The organism is Pseudooceanicola marinus (assembly GCF_002786295.1).
GTDB classification, from domain to species: Bacteria; Pseudomonadota; Alphaproteobacteria; order Rhodobacterales; family Rhodobacteraceae; genus Pseudooceanicola; species Pseudooceanicola marinus.
In genome coordinates this window covers 322,246-339,950 of record NZ_PGTC01000010.1, presented here as the reverse complement: position 1 = coordinate 339,950, position 17,705 = coordinate 322,246, and the positions used below count along the sequence as shown (strand labels likewise).

Sequence of the window (17,705 nt, the reverse complement as noted above, 5' to 3'; positions counted from 1 at the left end):
TCAACCGGCGACCAGCGCACCCTCGTCCATGCGCAAGATGCGGTCCATGCGCGCCGCGAGCTCCAGGTTGTGGGTGGCGATCAGCGCGGCCATGCCGGTTTCGCGCACAAGGCCCATCAGCATGTCGAACACCCGGTCCGAGGTCGCCGGATCAAGGTTACCCGTCGGCTCATCCGCCAGCAGCAGCGAGGGCGCATTGGCCAGCGCGCGGCAGAAGGCCACCCGCTGCTGTTCGCCGCCCGAAAGCTCGGCGGGACGGTGATCGGCGCGGTCCGACAGGCCCACGCGCTCCAGCAGGTCGGCGGCACGGGCGGCGGCCTCGGTGCGGGTGCGCCCCGCGGCGTACTGCGGCAGCTCGATATTCTCGGCAGCGGTGAACTCGGGCAGCAGGTGGTGGAACTGGTAGACGAACCCCACTTCCTCGCGGCGGATCGCGGTGCGGCGCCGGTCCGAAAGGCCCGTCACGTCCTCGCCGTTGATCGCCACGCGGCCCCGGTCGGGGGCGTCCAGCAGTCCGGCAATATGCAACAGGGTCGACTTGCCCGACCCGGAGGGCGCGACCATGGCTACCACTTCCCCCGGGTTCACCACCAACCCGGCCTCGCGCAGCACGGTGATCTCGTTCGGCGCGCCCTCGTTGTAAGTCTTCACCAGGGCATCGAGTTGCAGGACGGGATCACTCATAGCGCAGCGCCTCCACCGGGTTCAGCCGCGCCGCGCGGCGGGCGGGAAAGATCGTGACGCCGAAGGACAGCGCCAGCGACAGGGCAACGGAGGAGAGCACATCGGCCAGCTGCAGCTTCGCCGGGATGGCGTAGATGCCGCGGATCGACGGATCCCAGACCCCGCCGCCGGAGAAGTAGTTCACCAGGCTGAAGATCGGGTCGATGTAGAGAGAGAAGAGCACCCCCAGCACCACGCCCACGGCGGTGCCGATGAGGCCGGTGAAGGCCCCGCAGATGAAGAAGACGCGCAGCACCGCGCCCTCGGTCAGGCCCATGGTGCGCAGGATGCCGATGTCCCGGCCCTTGTTCTTCACCAGCATAACCAGGCCCGAGGTGATGTTGAGCGAGGCGATCAGCACCAGGATCGCCATGATGATGAACATCACGTTGTCCTCCACCGTCAGCGCCCGCAGGAAGGCACCCGAGGCATCGCGCCAAGTCCAGATCAATGCCCGGTCCCCGGCCGCCGACAGGATCGGGATCGCGTAGCGCTCCACGTTGTCGGGATCCTCCACCATCACCTCGATCTCATCCGCCACGCCCTCGCGGTTAAAGAAGCTCTGCGCCTCGGCGAAAGGCATGTAGAGGCGCGTGCGGTCGATGTCGTAGCGCCCGGCGGTGAAGACATAGGTGACCTCGTAGGTCTTCACCCGTGGCGAGGTGCCGAAAGCGGTCTTCACCCCGTCGGGCGAGATCAGCTTCACCTGGTCGCCAGCGATGACGCCCAGTTCGCGCGCCACGCCGGACCCGATGGCGATGCCCTCGGCGAACCGCGCCAGCTCGCCCTGGGACTCCTCGGGGTTGGCGACGCGGGGAATGGCGGCCAGGTCATCGGCGCGAATGCCGAAAACCTCGACGCCGGCATTGCGGCCATTGGCATTGGCCATCAGCTGCGACTTGATCAGCGGCGCGGCGCGGGTCACGCCGTCGACCCCTGCAATCCGCTCGGCCCGGGCGTCGTAATCAGCGATCACCCGCGACACAGTGCCATTGGCCTGCGCCTCGGCCGAGTTCAGCACGGTGACATGGGCATTGGCGCCCAGGATGGTATCGACGAATTCGGCCCGAAAGCCCGCGCGCACCGACAGAGTGGCGATCAGGGCGAAGACGGCCAGCGAAATCCCGACGAGAGAGATCCAGGTCATCACCGACACGCCCCCTTCGGCACGGCGTGCGCGCATGTAGCGCCAGGCGATCATCCATTCGTAGCGGGAAAAGGGCGGCGCGGATCTGCTCAAGTCTCTGTCCTCAAAGGTCCCGGTTCGGGTCTGGCGGAAGGTGGAGCGGCGGGGACGGGGCGTCAAGTCCCGCGCCCCGATATGGCGCTTTCGCGCCATGCCTCCGGCGGGAGTATTTGGGGCTGTCGGATAAGCGCAGGAATGCGCCCCTGCTTATCCGACAGCTGGAAATACTCCGGGGGGAATTGCGCCCGGCACGGGCGCAAGGGGGGCAGCGCCCCCCGCAGGCGGACCTCAGCGCAGGATCGGCGGGCTGTCGGGGTCCGATCCGGGCACGGCGCGCCCGATCTCCTGCGGGGCCTCGGGCTTCGGCAGGTCGAAGCGCAGGCCGACGCGCGCCAGGGCTGCCGAATGCAGATCCGAGGCGCGGAAGAAGGCCACGTCCATCTCACCCGCCTCGATGCCTGAGAAGGTCAGGGCCTCCGACGCGGCCTTGGCCAGCGACCCTTCGGCGCCCGGCACCGCGTCGATGAAGGCCAGCATGTGCGAGCGGCGGCCCTGGTCATCCTCGGTGCCTGCCAGGAAGGCGCAGTCGGCCAAGCCACGGGCGGTGGCCAGTTTCGTGTCCAGCGCCGTCACCAGCGCCTCGGGCAGGCCGGCGGGCGGGTGGAAGGCCTCGATGTTGGCTTCGACCTCCGAGGGGGCATGGGCCACGGTCTCGGCCAGCCAGCTGACCGCCTCGGGCGGGATCAGGATGGCCGAGGGGGTTTCCAGGTTCACCGCCAGGCCCACGCCCTGCCCTGCCAGCTGATCGGCGATCACCCGGCCCGACATGGCCGCATAGGGCGAGGGGCGCCCGGTGAAGGCGGTCAGCCGTTCCTCGCGGTCGAAAACCAGGACGAAGTTCACGTCCTCCACCGGGAACATCTCGGGCGCGGCGGTCTCGCCCTCGGCCTCTGCGCTGAGCAGCAGGAACAGCTCGCTGTCGGCCAGCCGTTCGTAGAAGCGCAGGCGGGCCGCATCCTCGGCGGGCGCGGCCTCCATCGCGGCGTGGGCAAGATCGAGAGGGGTCGGGTCGCTCATGACAGGGCCTTTCGCACGTCGGCGCGCAGCACCGGCAGGAGGTCGGTCTCGAACCACGGGTTGCGCTTCAGCCATGCCGTATTGCGCCAGGAGGGATGAGGCAAGGGGATCACGCCCGGCAGATGGTCGCGCCAGCCTGCCACCGTCTCGGTCATCGAGGTGCGGGTGCCCAGGTGGAATCGCTGCGAATAGGCGCCGATCAGCAGGGTGAGGCGCAGGTCCGGCAGCCCGGCCATCACGCGATCGTGCCAGGTCTGCGCGCAGATGGCGGGCGGGGGCAGGTCCGATCCCTTGGCGTCGTAGCCCGGAAAGCAGAAGGCGGCGGGCAGAAAGGCCAGGTTGGCGAGGTCGTAGAACTCCTCCCGCGTCACCCCCATCCAGTCGCGCAGCCGGTCGCCCGAGCGGTCATCGAAGGGGCGCTGTTTCTGATGCGCCTGGATCCCCGGCGCCTGGCCCGCCACCAGGATCCGGGCGCGCGGGTCCAGCCAGACCACCGGCGCGGGCCGATGCGCCGTCCTGGTGGCGGCAAAGCGGGGGGCGCAGAGGCGGCAGGCGCGGATCTGGGTCAGCAACTCGTCCATGGCTGTTATCTGGGCGAAAACGGGCGGAAATACAAATCTGACGGCAAATAATTCGACACTTCTAGAAATATCGTGACAAAGCCGTCCGACTCAGATATTTCGACAATCATGAAACAATCAAACCTCCAGGACCTGAGCCTCGCCCGCGCCGCCTCCACCTTCGCCGCCCTGGGCAGCGAACAACGCCTGACCGTTTTGCGCACGCTGGTGCGCGCCGGAAGCGAGGGGCTGCGCATCGGCGAGCTGGGCGAACGCACCGGTGTCACCGGATCGACCCTGACCCATCACCTGAAGATCCTGACCCAGGCGGGTCTGGTCCGGCAGGAGAAACAGGGCCGGTCGATCCTGTGCGCGGCGGTGGCCTATGACGACCTGAAGGCCCTCTCGGCCTTCCTGCTGGAAAACTGCTGCGCCGATGCAGCCCCCGACTGCGGAGAAACCTGCGATGACTGAGATGATCCTGACCCGCTACCGCAGCCTGCGGGCGCACCTCGATGGTGCCTGGGTGGCGCTGGCGCTGATCCTGGCGGCCATTGGCCTCTTCGATCCAACCTACCTACCCGAGGCCGTGCGCCTGGCGGCGGAGGCCTTCCTGGGCACCCTGCCCTTCCTGCTATTTGCCGTGTTGGCCGTGGCCTACATGAAGGCCTCAGGCGCCGAGACCCTGCTGGGCCGCGCCTTCGAGGGGCGCGAAACGCACATGATCCTGATGGCGGCCCTGCTTGGGGGCCTGTCGCCCTTCTGCTCGTGCCAGGTGATCCCCTTCATCGCCGCCCTGCTGACCATGGGCGCGCCCTTGTCGGCGGTCATGGCCTTCTGGCTGGCCTCACCCCTGATGGACCCGGCGATGTTCTCGATCACCATGGGCACCCTGGGCCTCGACTTCGCCATCGGCAAGACCGTGGCCGCCGTGGCGCTCGGCCTGTTCGGGGGCGCAGTGGTGATGATGCTGAAGGGTTCCGCCGTCTTTGCTGACCCGCTGAGGGAACGCCCCGCCACGGGGGGCTGCAGCTGTGGACCGAAGAGGCCCTTCCAGGGCCGCCCCCTCTGGGCCTTCTGGCGTGAGGCGCCCCGGCGCGACACCTTCCGGGACACGGCGCTGGAAAACCTGCTGTTCCTCGGCAAGTGGCTGGCCCTGGCCTATGTGCTGGAAGCGGGGATGCTGCGCTACCTGCCTGCGGAATGGATCGCGGGCCTGCTGGGCGGCGAGGGCGTGATGCCGGTCCTCTTGGGCGCCATCGTGGGGGCGCCGGCCTATCTCAACGGCTATGCGGCGGTGCCGCTGGTCGACGGGTTGATGAGCCAGGGCATGGCGCCCGGCGCGGCCATGTCCTTCGTCATCGCGGGCGGCGTCAGCTCGGTCCCGGCCGCCGTCGCGGTCTGGGCGCTGGTGAAACCGCGCATCTTCGCCGCCTACCTCAGCCTGGCGGTGATCGGCGCCGTGCTGGCCGGGCTCGCCTGGAACATGGTCGCCTGATCCCGCCGATCAGCACGCCCGGCGCGGCGCGGGGCGTGCGCCGCTCCCGCGCGCTCCGGCACCGCGCAGGCGGCCTGCCTTAACTTCCTCTTGATGCGCGCCATGCCAGGTTGCATCAAGACAGGGCAATCCCCGGAGAGCGGGAGCCCGAGCGCCAGATCGCCGGCCCCGTCCCCGCAAATGCCCGAAAAGCAAGCGGCAGGAAGGATCAGACCCCTTGGCGAAGCCCCCGCGCCTGTTGCCGTCCCCCGGAAAAAGCCTTAACCCCGGCTCAAAGATTACCGGGAAATGGGTGAGGGCTGTCATGTATCGTGTCTGGAACTTCGTCACGAACTATTCGCTATTGTTGATCCTGGGCGCCTTGATCGCGCTTGGATGGGCCAACCTGGATGCGGACAGTTACCACCATTTCGTCCACCTGGTGATCTGGGACCACGCGCCCATCGGGGCGGCCCACATGGCCGAAGACGGCACCGTCGCCTACCGCGAACTGTCGCTGCACTACCTGGTGAACGACATGCTGATGGCCTTCTTCTTCGCCATCGCGGCAAAGGAAGTCTGGGAAGCAGTGATCCTGGAGAACGGCTCGCTGCGCGGCAAGAAAGCGGCGACGCCGCTCTTTGCCACGGCGGGCGGGATGCTGGGGCCGATCCTGGTCTACCTCGGGCTGGCCATGGTCTTCGGCTCCGACACCTACGAGGCGGTGAAGAACGGCTGGGCAATCCCCACGGCCACCGACATCGCGTTTTCCTACCTGGTGGGCCGCCTGGTCTTCGGCGCGGGGCACCCGGCGGTGCGCTTCCTGCTGCTGCTGGCCATCGCCGATGACGCGGCCGGCCTGATCATCCTGGCGATCTTCTACCCCTCGGGTGAACTGGCCCCCGAATGGCTGCTGCTGTCGCTGGCCGCCGCCGTCGCGGTCTTCGTGCTGTGCAACGCCCTGCCGCGCCGCATGGACCGGCACAACCAGGCGCGCCCGAACTCCACCTGGATGCGCGAAAAGCTGGGCTTCTGGCCCTACCTCGTCGCCGCCTGCATCAGCTGGTACGGCTTCATGCGCGCGGGCATCCACCCCGCCCTGGGCCTGCTGCCCATCGTCCCGACGATCCCCCATGCCGACCGCGCCTTCGGCATCTTCAGCGAGGCCGAACAGTACCTGAGCGACCTGCTGAACCAGATCGAACACGCGCTGAAACACCCGGTGGAAATCGTGCTGTTCTTCTTCGGCCTGATGAACGCGGGCGTGGAATTCAACGCCATCTCCGAACCCACCTGGCTGGTGCTGGCGGGCCTGCTGGTCGGCAAGCCCCTGGGCATCCTGATCATGGGCATCATCGGCGCCCACGTGCTGCGCCTGGGCCTGCCGGAGGGCATGCGGACGATCGACCTGCTGGTCGTGGGTTGCGTCGCCGCCATCGGCTTCACCGTGTCACTGTTCATCGCCTCCGTCGCCTTCGACGCCGGGCCGGTGCAGGACGCGGCCAAGATGGGCGCGCTCTTCAGCTTCGCGGCCGCCGGGATCTCCTTCGTCGCGGGGATGCTCTGCCGGGTGCAGAAGGTCCGGGTCTAGGCGCCCGCGGCGCGCGACACGGCACATCACGGGACCGGGCATTTCGCCCCTGACATCCGGCAGCACCGCTGCCGGATTGTCTTTTCCGGGTCACAATTTCGCCGGGTTCCCTTGGCATCCGGTTTACGGATCAGACATAATAAATCCAAAACGCCCAGATTGGGCGAAGACAAAGATCCGCAAAGGATCGGGTAGTATCAGCCGCCGGAGCGCCCATGCTCGAATTCGTCAACGTCAGCAAGTCCTTCTGGACGGGCTCCCAGCACAAGGTGATCCTGGAAAAGGTCTCCTTCCGGGTGGAGCTCGGCCGCTCGCTGGGCATCCTGGCGCCGAACGGCACGGGCAAGACGACGCTGATCAACATGATGGCCGGCCTGGAAAAGCCCGACGAGGGCGAGATCCGGCGCCTGTGCAACATCTCCTTCCCGCTGGGGTTCATGGGCGGCGTGATCAAGAAGCACTCCGCGATGGAAAACTCGCGCTACATCGCGCGGCTCTACGGGCTGGACCCGGACTACGTCGAGGCCTTCTGCCGCTGGCTCTGCGGGCTGGGGGAGTACTTCGATCAGCCGCTCGGCACCTATTCCTCGGGGATGCGGGCGCGCTTCAGCTTCGCCCTGCTGCTGGCGCTGGATTTCGACATCTACCTGATCGACGAAGGCATGCCCAACTCCACCGACGTGGAATTCAACCGCAAGGCAGGCGACATCCTGCGCGAGCGGCTGCAGACCACGACGGTCATCATCGTCTCCCACCAGCCCAAGACGCTGGAGAAATTCGCCCGCGAGGCCGCCGTTCTGCGCGACGGCAAATTGCACATGTTCGATACCTTGGAAGAAGCGAAGCAGCTCTATGACTACGAAGCCCAAGGCTAGAAAATTCCGCATCCGGCGCAGCACCGGCGCGGCCGACGGCGCCCCCGCCGCCGGACAGGTGTCGGGCGACGACGGCCTGTCCGCCGCCCCCCGCGCGACCGGCAATCGCCCCGCACCCTCCGCCCCCGCACCCTCCGACCCCGGTCCCGCCCGACCGCAAAGCCTGGCCGAACGGCGCGCCCAGACGCTGGAACGGCTGCGCACCGAGGGACAGGACGACGCCCACCCGACCCGCCGCCCCGCCCCCCGCCCGGAAACCGGACCCGAGGCGGCACAGGACACCACGGCCGCAGACCGGGTGACCCCGATGCGCCCCACGCCACGGGCCGAGAGCAACGCCGAAGATCGGCAGGCGCAACAGCCGGCGCCCTCGTCCGACACCCGCAGCACGCAGGGCCAGGAGACGCAGGCCGCCCAGCCCCTGCACCCGCGCAGCCTGCCGCCCCGGGGCGCAGGCATGCCGCCGCATCACCAACAGCCGCCGGCCCGCGATGGCGAGGTCAGCGCTCCCGGCGAGATGACGGCCGACGAGGATCTGGACGCGATCCGAAAGGAAGGTCTGACCGGCCGCCAGCTGCGCATGGCACGGCGTGTGGCGCAGAAACATGGGCTGGCGCCGACCTCCGATTTCGACGCGGTGCGCCTGCTGCGCGCCCGTGGCATCGATCCGTTCAAACGCGCCAACATGCTGGAAGTGCTGCCGCAGAACAGCAGCAAGGCCCTTGCGCCCACGGGCGATGACGGCGCGGCGCTGCCGCAGACCGTCCCCGCCGGCCAGGGGGCGCAGCTGCCAGCCGCACCGCGCAAGGCCCCGCCGCCACCGGGCGGCCTGTCCGAACGCCGCCAGCGCGAGATCATGGAGATCCAGCGCGACATCTCGCGCAGGCGGCGCCGCAAGACGCTGCAACTGTTGACGCGGCTGACCTTCTTCGTCTTCCTGCCCACCCTGCTGGCGGGCTACTACTACTACCGCGTGGCCACGCCCATGTACGCGGCGAAGTCCGAGTTTCTGATCCTGCAGGCCGACGCCACCTCCTCCGGCGCCCTGGGCGGGTTGCTGTCGGGCACCCAGTTCGCGACCAACCAGGACAGCATCGCGGTGCAAAGCTACCTGCAGTCGAAGGACGCCATGGTGCGGCTGAACGAGGACCTGGATTTCGCCGGCCATTTCGCCAACCCCGCGATCGACCCCATCCAGCGTCTGCCCCCGGATCCCACCACCGAGGAGGCCTACCGGGTCTACAAGAAATACGTGCAGATCGGCTATGACCCGACCGAGGGCGTCATCAAGATGGAGGTCGCGGCCGAAAGCCCTGAGGTGGCAGCCGAGTTTTCCAGCCAGCTGATCTCCTACGCCGAACAGCGCGTCGATGAGCTGTCGCTGCGCAAGCGTGACGATGCCATGCAGTCGGCCCGGGAAAGCCTGGAACGCGCCAAGGCAGAACGCCGCGAGGCCCAGGAGGCGCTGGTGCGCCTGCAGGAAGGCACCGTGGTCGACCCGGAGGCGGTGATCGGCACCCTGCGCACCCAGATTTCTACCTACGAGATCCAGTTGCAGGAGAAGGAGCTGCAACTGGCCGCGCTGATGGACAACGCGCGACCCAACCAGGCCCGAGTGGACGGGGTGCAGGCCGACATCGAGCGGTTGAACCAGCTGCTGACGCGACTGAATGCCCGGATGACCGAGGCGCGCGGCGACGGCGCCTCGCTGGCGGCTGATACGGCACAGATCCAGATGGCCCAGGCCGATCTGGCCACTGCGGACCTCTTCCTGCAATCGGCCCTGCAGAACGAGAAACAAACCGAGCTGGAGGCGAACCGCCAGGTGCGCTACCTGACCACCTCGGTCCGCCCTGTGGCGCCCCAAGATCCCAGCTACCCCCGCGCCTTCGAAAACACGATCCTGGTCTTCCTGATCCTGTCGGGCGTCTACCTGATGATCTCTCTGACCATGGCCATCCTGCGCGAACAGGTCTCGAGCTAGGCCATCGGACCGGAGGCCAGCCCCCGGCCCCCCGGGATATTTCCGGCCAACAAATAACGAAAGAAGGCCGCCCCGCCGGGCGGCCTTTCTCTTGCGACGCGGCGGGCCGGGCGCCCCGGCCCTGCTCATCCTGAAGCTGAAAATACTTTGGGGGTGAATTGGGCCCGTCAGGGCTCAAGAGGGGGCAAAGCCCCCTCCCCTGCGCTTACTCGGCGGCCAGGCCACGCCCCTTCAGCAGAGCCTCGGGCCCGGGCATGCGGCCGCGGAACCGGGTGTAGAGCTCATCCGCCTCGACCGAACCGCCCTTCGACAGGATGTTCTCCTCCAGCGACCGGGCGATCTTCGGATCGAAGGCGTCGCCCGCCTCCTCGAAGGCCTCGAAGGCGTCGGCGTCCATCACCTCGGACCACATGTAGCTGTAGTAACCCGAGGAATAGCCGTCGCCGGAGAAGACATGGGCGAATTGCGGCGTGGCGTGGCGCATGACGATGGCCTGGGGCATGCCGATATCATCGAGGATCTCCTGCTGTTTCTGCATCGGATCCGCGGGCGCAGGGCCGTCGTGGAACTCCAGGTCCACAAGGGCCGAGGCGATGTATTCGACGGTGGCAAAGCCCATGTCGAAGGTCGCCGCCCCCAGCACCTTGTCCAGCATCTCCTGCGGCATCGGCTCGCCCGTCTCGACATGGGTCGCGAAACGTTGCAGCACCTCCGGCACCTCCAGCCAGTGTTCGTAGAGCTGGCTGGGCAGTTCGACGAAATCGCGGCTGACGCTGGTGCCCGAGACGCGTTCATAGGTCACGTCGGACAGCATCTGGTGCAGGGCATGGCCGAACTCGTGGAAAAGCGTGCGCGCGTCGTCGTAGCTGAGCAGCGCGCGCTCTCCCTTCGCGGGCTTGGTGAAGTTACAGACGTTGACCACGATGGGGCTTTGGACGCGCGGCAGTTTCGCCTGCGACCGGATCGCGGAACACCAGGCGCCGGAGCGTTTGGAGCCGCGGGCGAAGTAGTCGCCGATGAACAGCGCCAGGTGTTCGCCATCCCGCTTCACCTCGAAGTGGCGGCAATCGGGATGGTAGCCGGGCAGCGTGACCTCCTCGAACTCCAGCCCGAAGAGGCGGTTGGCACAGTCGAAGGCCGCCTCGATCATCCGGTCGAGCTGCAGGTAGGGCTTCAGCGCGGTCTCGTCGATGTCATGCAGGACCTTGCGCCGCTTTTCCCCGTAGTAGCGCCAGTCCCAGGGCTGAAAGGGCAGCGCCTCGCCATCGGCGACCAGCAGCTTTTCCATCTCCGCCTGGTCCGACAGGGCCGCCTCGCGGGCCGGGTCCCAGACCTGTTTCAGCAGGGCGCGAACGCGCTCGGGCGCATGGGCCATCTCCGGTTCCAGCTTAAAACGGGCGAAATTGTCGTAGCCCAGCAGATGCGCGCGTTCCTCGCGCAGGGCCAGGATCTCGGTCACGATGGCGCGGTTGTCGGTCGCCCCGCCGCCGGCACCGCGCGCGGTCCAGGCGCTGAAGGCCTTCTGCCGCAGGGCGCGATCGGGGGAGAATTGCAGGAAGGGCGTTATCAGCGACCGCGACAGGGTAATCACAGGGCCGTCCTTGCCCCGCTCCTCGCCCGCCGCGCGGGCGGCAGAGGCCAGCCAGGCAGGCAGCGGGGCCAGGTCAGCCTCGGCCAGTTCCATGAACCAGTCGCGTTCATCTGCCAGCAGGTTCTGGGTGAAGGCAGTGCCCAGCTCCGCCAGCCGCCCCATGATCTCCTTCATCCGCTTGGCCTTGTCGCCGGTCAGCGCGGCACCCGCCCGGACGAAGCCGCGATGCGACAGGTACAGCAACCGCGCCTGGTCGGCGTCGAGGTCCAGTTCGTCCCGCGACTCCCACAGCATCGCCACCCGGGCGAAGAGGTCGCGGTTGGCGTTGATGTCGGCGAAATGCGCCGCAAGCTTGGGCGAAAACTCCCGCTGCAGCGCCTCGCGCGCAGGTGTGCTGTCGGCGCCGGCCAGGGCGAAGAAGGGCGCCAGAACCTTCTCCAGCATCTCGCCCGAAGCCTCCAGCGCCAGGATCGTGTTGTCGAAGCTGGGCGCGTCGGGGTTGTCGGCGATATCAGCGATCTCGACCTCGTGGGCGGCCAGGGCCTCCTCCAGCGCAGGGGCGAAATCCTCGTCGCGGATCTTGTCGAAGGGCGGCAGGCCAAAAGGCGTGTCCCAGGGGGCAAGCAGCGGGTTGGTCATGGTCGGTCCTTTCGGGTTGCGCCGCAGCAGGGGCAGTCGGCCCGGGGCTTCAGCGCGATTTTTCGGGTCTCGCCCCAGAGGGCGTCGTAGATCAGCATCTCGCCGGTGAGCGTGGCGCCGGCGCCGGTGATGCGTTTCACCGTCTCCGCCGCCATCATGGCGCCGACGACGCCGGGCAGCGGCGCCAGGACGCCGGCCATGGCGCAGGAGGGCGCCAGTTCGGGCGCCGGGGCCTCGGGGAAGATGCATTGGTAACAGGGCCCGCCGCGGGCGGGGTCGAAGACGGCGACCTGCCCTTCCCATTGCGCCAGCGCGCCGGAGATCAGCGGCCTTCCGGCCGCCACCGCCACGCGGTTCGCCAGGTAGCGGGTGTCGAAGTTGTCGCTGCCGTCCAGCAGGATGTCATAGTCGGCCATCAGCGCCGTCGCGACGCTGTCGTCGAAGGCTCGTTGGTAGGGGCGCACCTCGACATGCGGGTTCAGCGCGCGCAGCGCGGCCTGGGCCGATTGCACCTTGGGCAGGCCGATGTCGGCATCACGGTGGATCACCTGCCGTTGCAGGTTGGAGGCGGAGACGGTGTCGGCGTCGATTACCCCGATCCGCCCCACACCCGCCGCGGCGAGGTAGAGAAGCGCAGGCGAGCCGAGGCCGCCCGCGCCGATCACCAGCACCCGCGCCTCCTTCAGCGCCTTCTGTCCCGGTCCGCCCAACTCGCGCAGGACGATGTGACGGGCGTACCGGTCCAGCTCGGCCTCGGAGAACAGCCGCGCGGGCTGGTCGGTGGGCGTCTCTTCCCCTTCCCTGCCATGGGCGCGGGCGCGCAGCGCGCCAAGGCCGCGCCGGTAGGCCAGCACCACCACCGCCACACCGCCCAGCATCAGCCAGGCGGCCCGGGGGCCGAGGGCCATACGCATCGGGTGGGGTTCCGGCAGGACGAACAACAGCGCCAGCAGGCAGAGGTAGGCACCAAGCACCACCGCGCCGCGCGCGCGGCGCGAGACGCCGAACTGCCCGCCGGCCAGCCAAAGCACGAGGGCCAGGAAAAGGATCCAGCCCATCAGGCCCTAGCCCCGCCCGGTGGAGCCGAAGCCACCCGCGCCGCGTGCGGTCTCGTCCAGCTCTTCGACCAGGGCAAAATGGGCCTGGATCACCGGCGCCACCAGCATCTGCGCGATGCGATCGCCATGACTGACGATGAAAGGCTCCGTCCCGGCGTTCAGCAGGATCACCCCGAGGGGGCCGCGATAGTCACTGTCGATGGTGCCGGGGGTGTTGGGCAGGGTGATGCCGTGCTTCAGCGCCAGGCCCGAGCGGGGGCGCAGCTGCACCTCGAATCCCTCGGGGATCGCCAGGCGCAGGCCCGTGGGCACCAGCGCGCGCGACCCCGGCGCCAGCTCCAGCTCGCCCCGGTCGGGCAGGTTGGCGCGCAGGTCGGCCCCCGCCGCGCCCTCACTTTCATAGGCCGGCAGGCCCAGGCTCTGGTCCGCGCCCTCGTCCCACATGATCCGAATGGCCAGTTTCCGCATTGTCGTTCTTTCCCAGTCTTCAGAGCCGTTCACGCGGTCAGCGCCTCGGCGATGCGCGCGGCGAGCCTTTGGGCCACCGCGGTCTTGTCCATGCGCGGCCAGTCCTCGGCGCCTGCGTCCGAGATCAGCACCACCGCGTTTTCCGTGCCGCCCATGATGCCCGTCGCCGGGCTGACGTCGTTGGCAAGGATCCAGTCACAGCCCTTGCGCGCCCGTTTCGCCGTGGCATGGGCCACCACGTCATCCGTCTCTGCGGCAAATCCGACGACCAGCCGGGGCCGGCCCGTCGTCTTGTGCGAGATCGTGGCGAGGATGTCGGGGTTTTCCGCAAACTCCAGCACCGGCAGCGGCGCACCGCTCTGCTTCTTGATCTTCGAGGTCGAGGCGGAGGCCACGCGCCAGTCGGCCACGGCGGCGGCGAAGACGGCAGCCTCGACCGGGCCGGCGGCCTCCACCGCCTCCAGCATCTGCTGCGCCGTCTCAACGCGCACCACCTCGACGCCCGCAGGCGGCGGCACATCGGCGGGGCCGGTGACGAAGGTGACATCGGCGCCCAGATCGGCCAGCGCCCGGGCGATCGCCGTGCCCTGCGCCCCCGATGAGCGGTTGGCGATATAGCGCACCGGATCGATGGGTTCATGGGTCGGGCCGGAGGTCACCAGCACGCGCCGCCCGGACAGCGGCCCGGCAGTGAAATGGGCGCGGATCGCCTGCAGGATCACCTCGGGTTCGGACATGCGACCGGGGCCGTATTCGCCACAGGCCATGTCGCCCTCATCGGGGCCGGTGAAGGCGATTCCGTCGCTCTTCAGCGTGGCGATGTTGCGTTGCGTGGCGGCATGTTCCCACATGCGCACGTTCATCGCGGGCGCGATCAGGACGGGCGTGTCGGTGGCGAGAAGCAGGGTGGAGGCCAGGTCATCGGCGTGCCCCTGCGCCATCTTCGCCATCAGGTCGGCCGTCGCGGGCGCCACGGCCACCAGATCGGCGGAGCGCGACAGCTCGATATGGCCCATCTCGGCCTCTGACGTCAGGTCGAACAGCGCCTCATGCACTTTTTCCCCGGCCAGCGCGGCCAGGGTCAGCGGCGTGACGAACTCTCCCGCCGCGCGGGTCATCACCGGGGTGACGGCGGCGCCCTGCCCACGCAGCAGGCGGATCAGCTGGGGGATCTTGAAGGCGGCAATGCCACCGCCGACGATCAGAAGGATTCTCTTGCCTGCCAGCATGGTGGCCCCCGCTTTCTCGCCGCCACGCGGCTGTCGCCGGGCAGAGTAGAACGGCACCCCGGCAGGTACAAGCGAAGGCGGGCGCCCCACCCGGAAACGCCCGCCTCTGAAATGTCGGTTCTGTCCTGGCCCGTGAGGCCCGCGCGGCTCAGTGCAGCAGGGCCTGCGCCTCGCTCGATGCGCCTTCCAGGCTCTTGCGCATCTTGGTGAAGGCTGCGGCCTCCAGCTGGCGCACGCGTTCCTTCGACAGGCCCAGCTCCTGGCCCAGGCTTTCCAGCGTGCGGGGGGTGTCGCGCAGCTTGCGCTCGGCGACGATGTGACGCTCGCGGTCGTTCAGCTTCGACATGGCGCCCGCCAGCCAGCGGCGCAGGGCCGACAGGTCATGGCTTTCGGCGACCAAATCCTCGGCGCCGGCGCCGTCATCCTCGATGGTGTCGATCCATTCGCGCCCCTCTTCATCGGCACTTTGGGTCGCATTCAGCGAGAAGTCGGAGCCCGACAGGCGGCCTTCCATCATCTCGACATCGCGCAGCGGCACGCCGACCTCGGTCGCGATCAGCTGGCGCAGCTGGTGCATGTCGATCTCCTCACCACGCGCCAGGGCTTCGCGTTCCAGACGGGCCTGGACACGGCGCATGTTGAAGAACAGGGATTTCTGGGAGGAAGTGGAGCCCGTGCGCACCATGGACCAATTGCGCATCACGTAGTCTTGGATCGAGGCCTTGATCCACCAGACCGCATAGGTGGAAAAGCGCACACCGCGATCGGGGTCAAACTTGTCTGCCGCCTTCATCAGGCCCAGCCCCGCTTCCTGGATCAGGTCGTTCATCGGAGCGCCGTAGCGGCGGTATTTCGAGGCCATCGAAATGGCCAGTCGCATGTAGGCGGTCACCAGACGGTGAAGGGCTGCGGTGTCGCGCTTGTCGCGCCAGGCGTAGGCCAGTTCCAGCTCGGTTTCGGCGTCCAGAAGTTCCGCCTTCATCGCCACCCGCGAAAGCGGCATCGTCATCGTTTCGGTCTGCACGTTCAGTCCCCTCTGTCGGTTTGGCGGGGTGCGCGGTGCGCGCCCTTTGGCCGCCTCTTTGACTCGGCTCTTTCGCAAGCTATACGCGCGGAACCCCCTTTCGGTTCCAAAACGGAGGCAGAAAAATGTCGGCACGACGGATCCTTGTGATCGGCGGCGCAGCCTCCGGGAAGTCGGAATTTGCCGAAGCGCTGGTCTGCGGCCTGGGGCCTGAACGGCTCTATCTCGCCAGCGCCGAGGCCCAGGATGCGGAGATGGAGGCGAAGATCGCGGCCCATGCCGCGCGGCGCGGCGCGGGCTGGCAGGTGGTCGAGGCGCCGCTGGATCCGGCGCCGGCGCTGGCGGCGGCACAGGTCCCCGTCCTCTTCGATTGCGCGACCATGTGGTTGAGCAATCAGCTCTTTTCCGGGGCCGACCTGGACAAGGCCCAGGCCGGCCTGCTGGCCGCGCTGGCCACCTGCCCGGCCCCGGTCGTCACGGTCACCAACGAGCTGGGTCAGGGCATCGTGCCTGCCGACGCGCTGACCCGCCGCTTCCGCGAGGCGCAGGGGCGGCTGAACATCGCGCTGGCCCGCGAGGCCGATTGCGTGGTGCAAGTGGTGGCCGGTCTGCCCAACGTCCTGAAGGGGCAGCTGCCATGAGCCGGCTGCTCCTCGTCCGCCACGGGCCGACCCATGCGAAGTGCATGGTCGGCTGGTCCGACCTGCCCGCCGACCTCAGCGACCATCGGCGGATTGCCGCGCTGTCCGAGTTCCTGCCCCGCGAGGCTCGGCTGGTTTCCTCCGATCTGACACGCACGCGGGCGACCGCCGATGCCCTGGCCGGGCCGGGCCGCAGGCGCCTGCCCGACCACCCCGCCCTGCGGGAGATCCATTTCGGCGACTGGGAAATGCTGACCGCCCCGGAGATCGAGGCCCGCGACCCCGAGCTGTCCCGCGCCTACTGGACCGACCCCGGCGAGGTGGCACCGCCCGGCGGCGAAAGCTGGAACGCCATGGCTGCACGGGCCTCCGTCGCTCTGGACGCGTTGATGCGGGAGGGCGGCGACCTGATCGTGGTCTGCCATTTCGCCGTGATCCTGGGCCAGGTCGCCCGTCACGGCGGCGAGGCCCCGCGCGACGTGCTGCGCCATCGGGTCGAACCGCTGTCGGTGACCCATATCGACTACGGCCCCGGCGGTCGGCCAGAGGGCGCGCGGGTCGCGAAGATAAATCACAATCCATGATGGATTTGCGCTCAAAATATCATTTTTTGTGATACGAATTCGACACTAGGCTGTCCGCACAACAGCGGAGATCCCCATGCCCTACGAGCTATTCATCGGTGCCCGCACCTATTCCAGCTGGTCGCTGCGCGGCTGGTTGATGTTCGAACCATTCGGCCTGCCGGTCAAGACCCGCATGATCGACCTCTACGGCGGCAACGTGGCACAGCAGCTGGCCGAAAACGGCCTGGCGCCGGCGCGGCTGTTGCCGGTGATGCGCACGCCCAAGGGCCATGTGCTGGGCGAGACGCTGGCGATGGCCGAACACCTGGCCGAGGCCCATCCCGACGCCGGGCTCTGGCCCGCCGCGCCCGCGGCCCGTACCGCCGCACGCGGGCTGGTGGCCGAGATGCACGCGGGCTTCACCGCCCTGCGCGGGGCCTGCCCGATGCAACTTTTGGGGCAATACAAGGGTTTCGAGGTCAGTGACGCGGTCGCCGCCGATCTGGCCCGGTTGGATGAGCTCTTTGCCCATGCCGAGACGCAGCGCAGCACCGAAGGCCCCTGGATCTTCGGCGACTGGACCCTGGCCGATACCTTCTATGCGCCGGTGGCCCTGCGCATCGCGGGCTACGGCCTGCCCGTCTCCGACCGGCTGGCGGCCTATACCACCGCCATGCTGGCGCACCCTTCGCTCCGCCGCTGGCGCGCGCTGGCCCTGACCGAGGTGGTCGAGCGCGATCCCTACCCCTCGGACCTGCCGCGCGGCCCCTGGCCCGGACCTGCCCCCTTGCCGGCCCGCGCGATCGAGGCAGGCATGCCCGTCAACGCAACCTGTCCCTTCTCCGGTCGCGCCATCACCGACCTGGCGGAGATCGACGGCCGCATCCTGGGCTTCTGCAACCCCACCTGCCGGGACAAGACCGTCAACGATGCCCTGGCCTGGCCGGAGGTGGCCGCCCTGCTGGGCTGACGGCCACGGACGCGCCCGGAAGGCGTTAACCAAGTCCTAAGACCTG

Annotated in this window: 17 protein-coding genes; 8 read left to right on the top strand and 9 right to left on the bottom strand. The window is 68.4% G+C overall.

Annotated elements, in window-relative coordinates; translation table 11 throughout:
- The 4 genes from CVM50_RS05805 to CVM50_RS05790 form a co-directional block, all read right to left on the bottom strand.
- Entirely contained in the window at nucleotides 1–684 is a 684-nt protein-coding gene (locus CVM50_RS05805) for an ABC transporter ATP-binding protein (RefSeq protein WP_085887563.1), read from the bottom strand.
- The gene (locus CVM50_RS05800; RefSeq protein WP_085887564.1) at nucleotides 677–1,963 is read right to left on the bottom strand and encodes a lipoprotein-releasing ABC transporter permease subunit; all 1,287 of its coding nucleotides are present in this window, start codon (nucleotides 1,961–1,963) and stop codon (nucleotides 677–679) included. The genes CVM50_RS05805 and CVM50_RS05800 overlap by 8 nt, the downstream gene beginning before the upstream one ends.
- Nucleotides 1,964–2,197: 234 nt before the next feature.
- The gene (locus tag CVM50_RS05795) at nucleotides 2,198–2,986 is read right to left on the bottom strand and encodes an SseB family protein (RefSeq protein ID WP_085887565.1); all 789 of its coding nucleotides are present in this window, start codon (nucleotides 2,984–2,986) and stop codon (nucleotides 2,198–2,200) included.
- Nucleotides 2,983–3,567, bottom strand: a complete 585-nt coding sequence (locus tag CVM50_RS05790; protein WP_085887566.1) for a uracil-DNA glycosylase family protein — start codon at nucleotides 3,565–3,567, stop codon at nucleotides 2,983–2,985. The genes CVM50_RS05795 and CVM50_RS05790 overlap by 4 nt, the downstream gene beginning before the upstream one ends.
- 108 nt (nucleotides 3,568–3,675) lie before the next feature.
- Between CVM50_RS05790 and CVM50_RS05785 the strand changes: the two genes are divergently transcribed.
- The 5 genes from CVM50_RS05785 to CVM50_RS05765 all read left to right on the top strand — a co-directional run bounded on the left by CVM50_RS05785 (nucleotide 3,676) and on the right by CVM50_RS05765 (nucleotide 9,473).
- Nucleotides 3,676–4,020, top strand: coding sequence for an ArsR/SmtB family transcription factor (locus tag CVM50_RS05785; protein WP_085887567.1), 345 nt, complete (start codon nucleotides 3,676–3,678; stop codon nucleotides 4,018–4,020).
- Nucleotides 4,013–5,044 carry a permease gene (locus CVM50_RS05780; protein WP_085887568.1) on the top strand — a complete coding sequence of 344 codons (1,032 nt, stop codon included), beginning with the start codon at nucleotides 4,013–4,015 and terminating at the stop codon, nucleotides 5,042–5,044. The genes CVM50_RS05785 and CVM50_RS05780 overlap by 8 nt, the downstream gene beginning before the upstream one ends.
- A gap of 304 nt (nucleotides 5,045–5,348) precedes the next feature.
- Complete coding sequence (locus tag CVM50_RS05775; RefSeq protein WP_085887569.1) at nucleotides 5,349–6,614, top strand: Na+/H+ antiporter NhaA; 1,266 nt, start codon at nucleotides 5,349–5,351, stop codon at nucleotides 6,612–6,614.
- Between the two features lie 215 nt (nucleotides 6,615–6,829).
- A complete protein-coding gene (locus CVM50_RS05770; protein ID WP_085887570.1) occupies nucleotides 6,830–7,489 on the top strand; it encodes an ABC transporter ATP-binding protein in 660 nt (219 codons plus the stop codon).
- Nucleotides 7,467–9,473 carry a capsule biosynthesis protein gene (locus tag CVM50_RS05765; protein ID WP_100148438.1) on the top strand — a complete coding sequence of 669 codons (2,007 nt, stop codon included), beginning with the start codon at nucleotides 7,467–7,469 and terminating at the stop codon, nucleotides 9,471–9,473. The genes CVM50_RS05770 and CVM50_RS05765 overlap by 23 nt, the downstream gene beginning before the upstream one ends.
- Nucleotides 9,474–9,678: 205 nt before the next feature.
- Here the strand turns inward: CVM50_RS05765 and CVM50_RS05760 are convergent, their stop codons facing one another.
- From CVM50_RS05760 to CVM50_RS05740, 5 genes are all read right to left on the bottom strand, one after another.
- The gene (locus CVM50_RS05760) at nucleotides 9,679–11,703 is read right to left on the bottom strand and encodes a M3 family metallopeptidase (protein ID WP_085887571.1); all 2,025 of its coding nucleotides are present in this window, start codon (nucleotides 11,701–11,703) and stop codon (nucleotides 9,679–9,681) included.
- Entirely contained in the window at nucleotides 11,700–12,761 is a 1,062-nt protein-coding gene (locus tag CVM50_RS05755) for a HesA/MoeB/ThiF family protein (protein ID WP_085887572.1), read from the bottom strand. The genes CVM50_RS05760 and CVM50_RS05755 overlap by 4 nt, the downstream gene beginning before the upstream one ends.
- A 6-nt stretch (nucleotides 12,762–12,767) precedes the next feature.
- Nucleotides 12,768–13,229, bottom strand: a complete 462-nt coding sequence (gene dut / locus CVM50_RS05750; protein WP_085887573.1) for a dUTP diphosphatase — start codon at nucleotides 13,227–13,229, stop codon at nucleotides 12,768–12,770.
- Nucleotides 13,230–13,258: 29 nt separating this feature from the next.
- On the bottom strand, nucleotides 13,259–14,458 hold the full coding sequence (coaBC, locus tag CVM50_RS05745; protein WP_085887574.1) for a bifunctional phosphopantothenoylcysteine decarboxylase/phosphopantothenate--cysteine ligase CoaBC: 1,200 nt from the start codon (nucleotides 14,456–14,458) through the stop codon (nucleotides 13,259–13,261).
- Between the two features lie 148 nt (nucleotides 14,459–14,606).
- Complete coding sequence (locus CVM50_RS05740) at nucleotides 14,607–15,467, bottom strand: RNA polymerase factor sigma-32 (protein WP_198431865.1); 861 nt, start codon at nucleotides 15,465–15,467, stop codon at nucleotides 14,607–14,609.
- A 140-nt stretch (nucleotides 15,468–15,607) separates the two neighbouring features.
- On the opposite strand from CVM50_RS05740, the gene CVM50_RS05735 reads away from it, so the two are divergent.
- From CVM50_RS05735 to CVM50_RS05725, 3 genes are all read left to right on the top strand, one after another.
- Nucleotides 15,608–16,123 carry a bifunctional adenosylcobinamide kinase/adenosylcobinamide-phosphate guanylyltransferase gene (locus tag CVM50_RS05735; protein ID WP_085887575.1) on the top strand — a complete coding sequence of 172 codons (516 nt, stop codon included), beginning with the start codon at nucleotides 15,608–15,610 and terminating at the stop codon, nucleotides 16,121–16,123.
- Complete coding sequence (locus CVM50_RS05730; RefSeq protein ID WP_085887576.1) at nucleotides 16,120–16,707, top strand: histidine phosphatase family protein; 588 nt, start codon at nucleotides 16,120–16,122, stop codon at nucleotides 16,705–16,707. The genes CVM50_RS05735 and CVM50_RS05730 overlap by 4 nt, the downstream gene beginning before the upstream one ends.
- Nucleotides 16,708–16,783: 76 nt before the next feature.
- Nucleotides 16,784–17,659 (top strand): glutathione S-transferase, encoded by an 876-nt coding sequence (locus tag CVM50_RS05725; RefSeq protein WP_085887577.1) that lies wholly within the window; start codon nucleotides 16,784–16,786, stop codon nucleotides 17,657–17,659.
- Nucleotides 17,660–17,705: the final 46 nt, after the last annotated feature.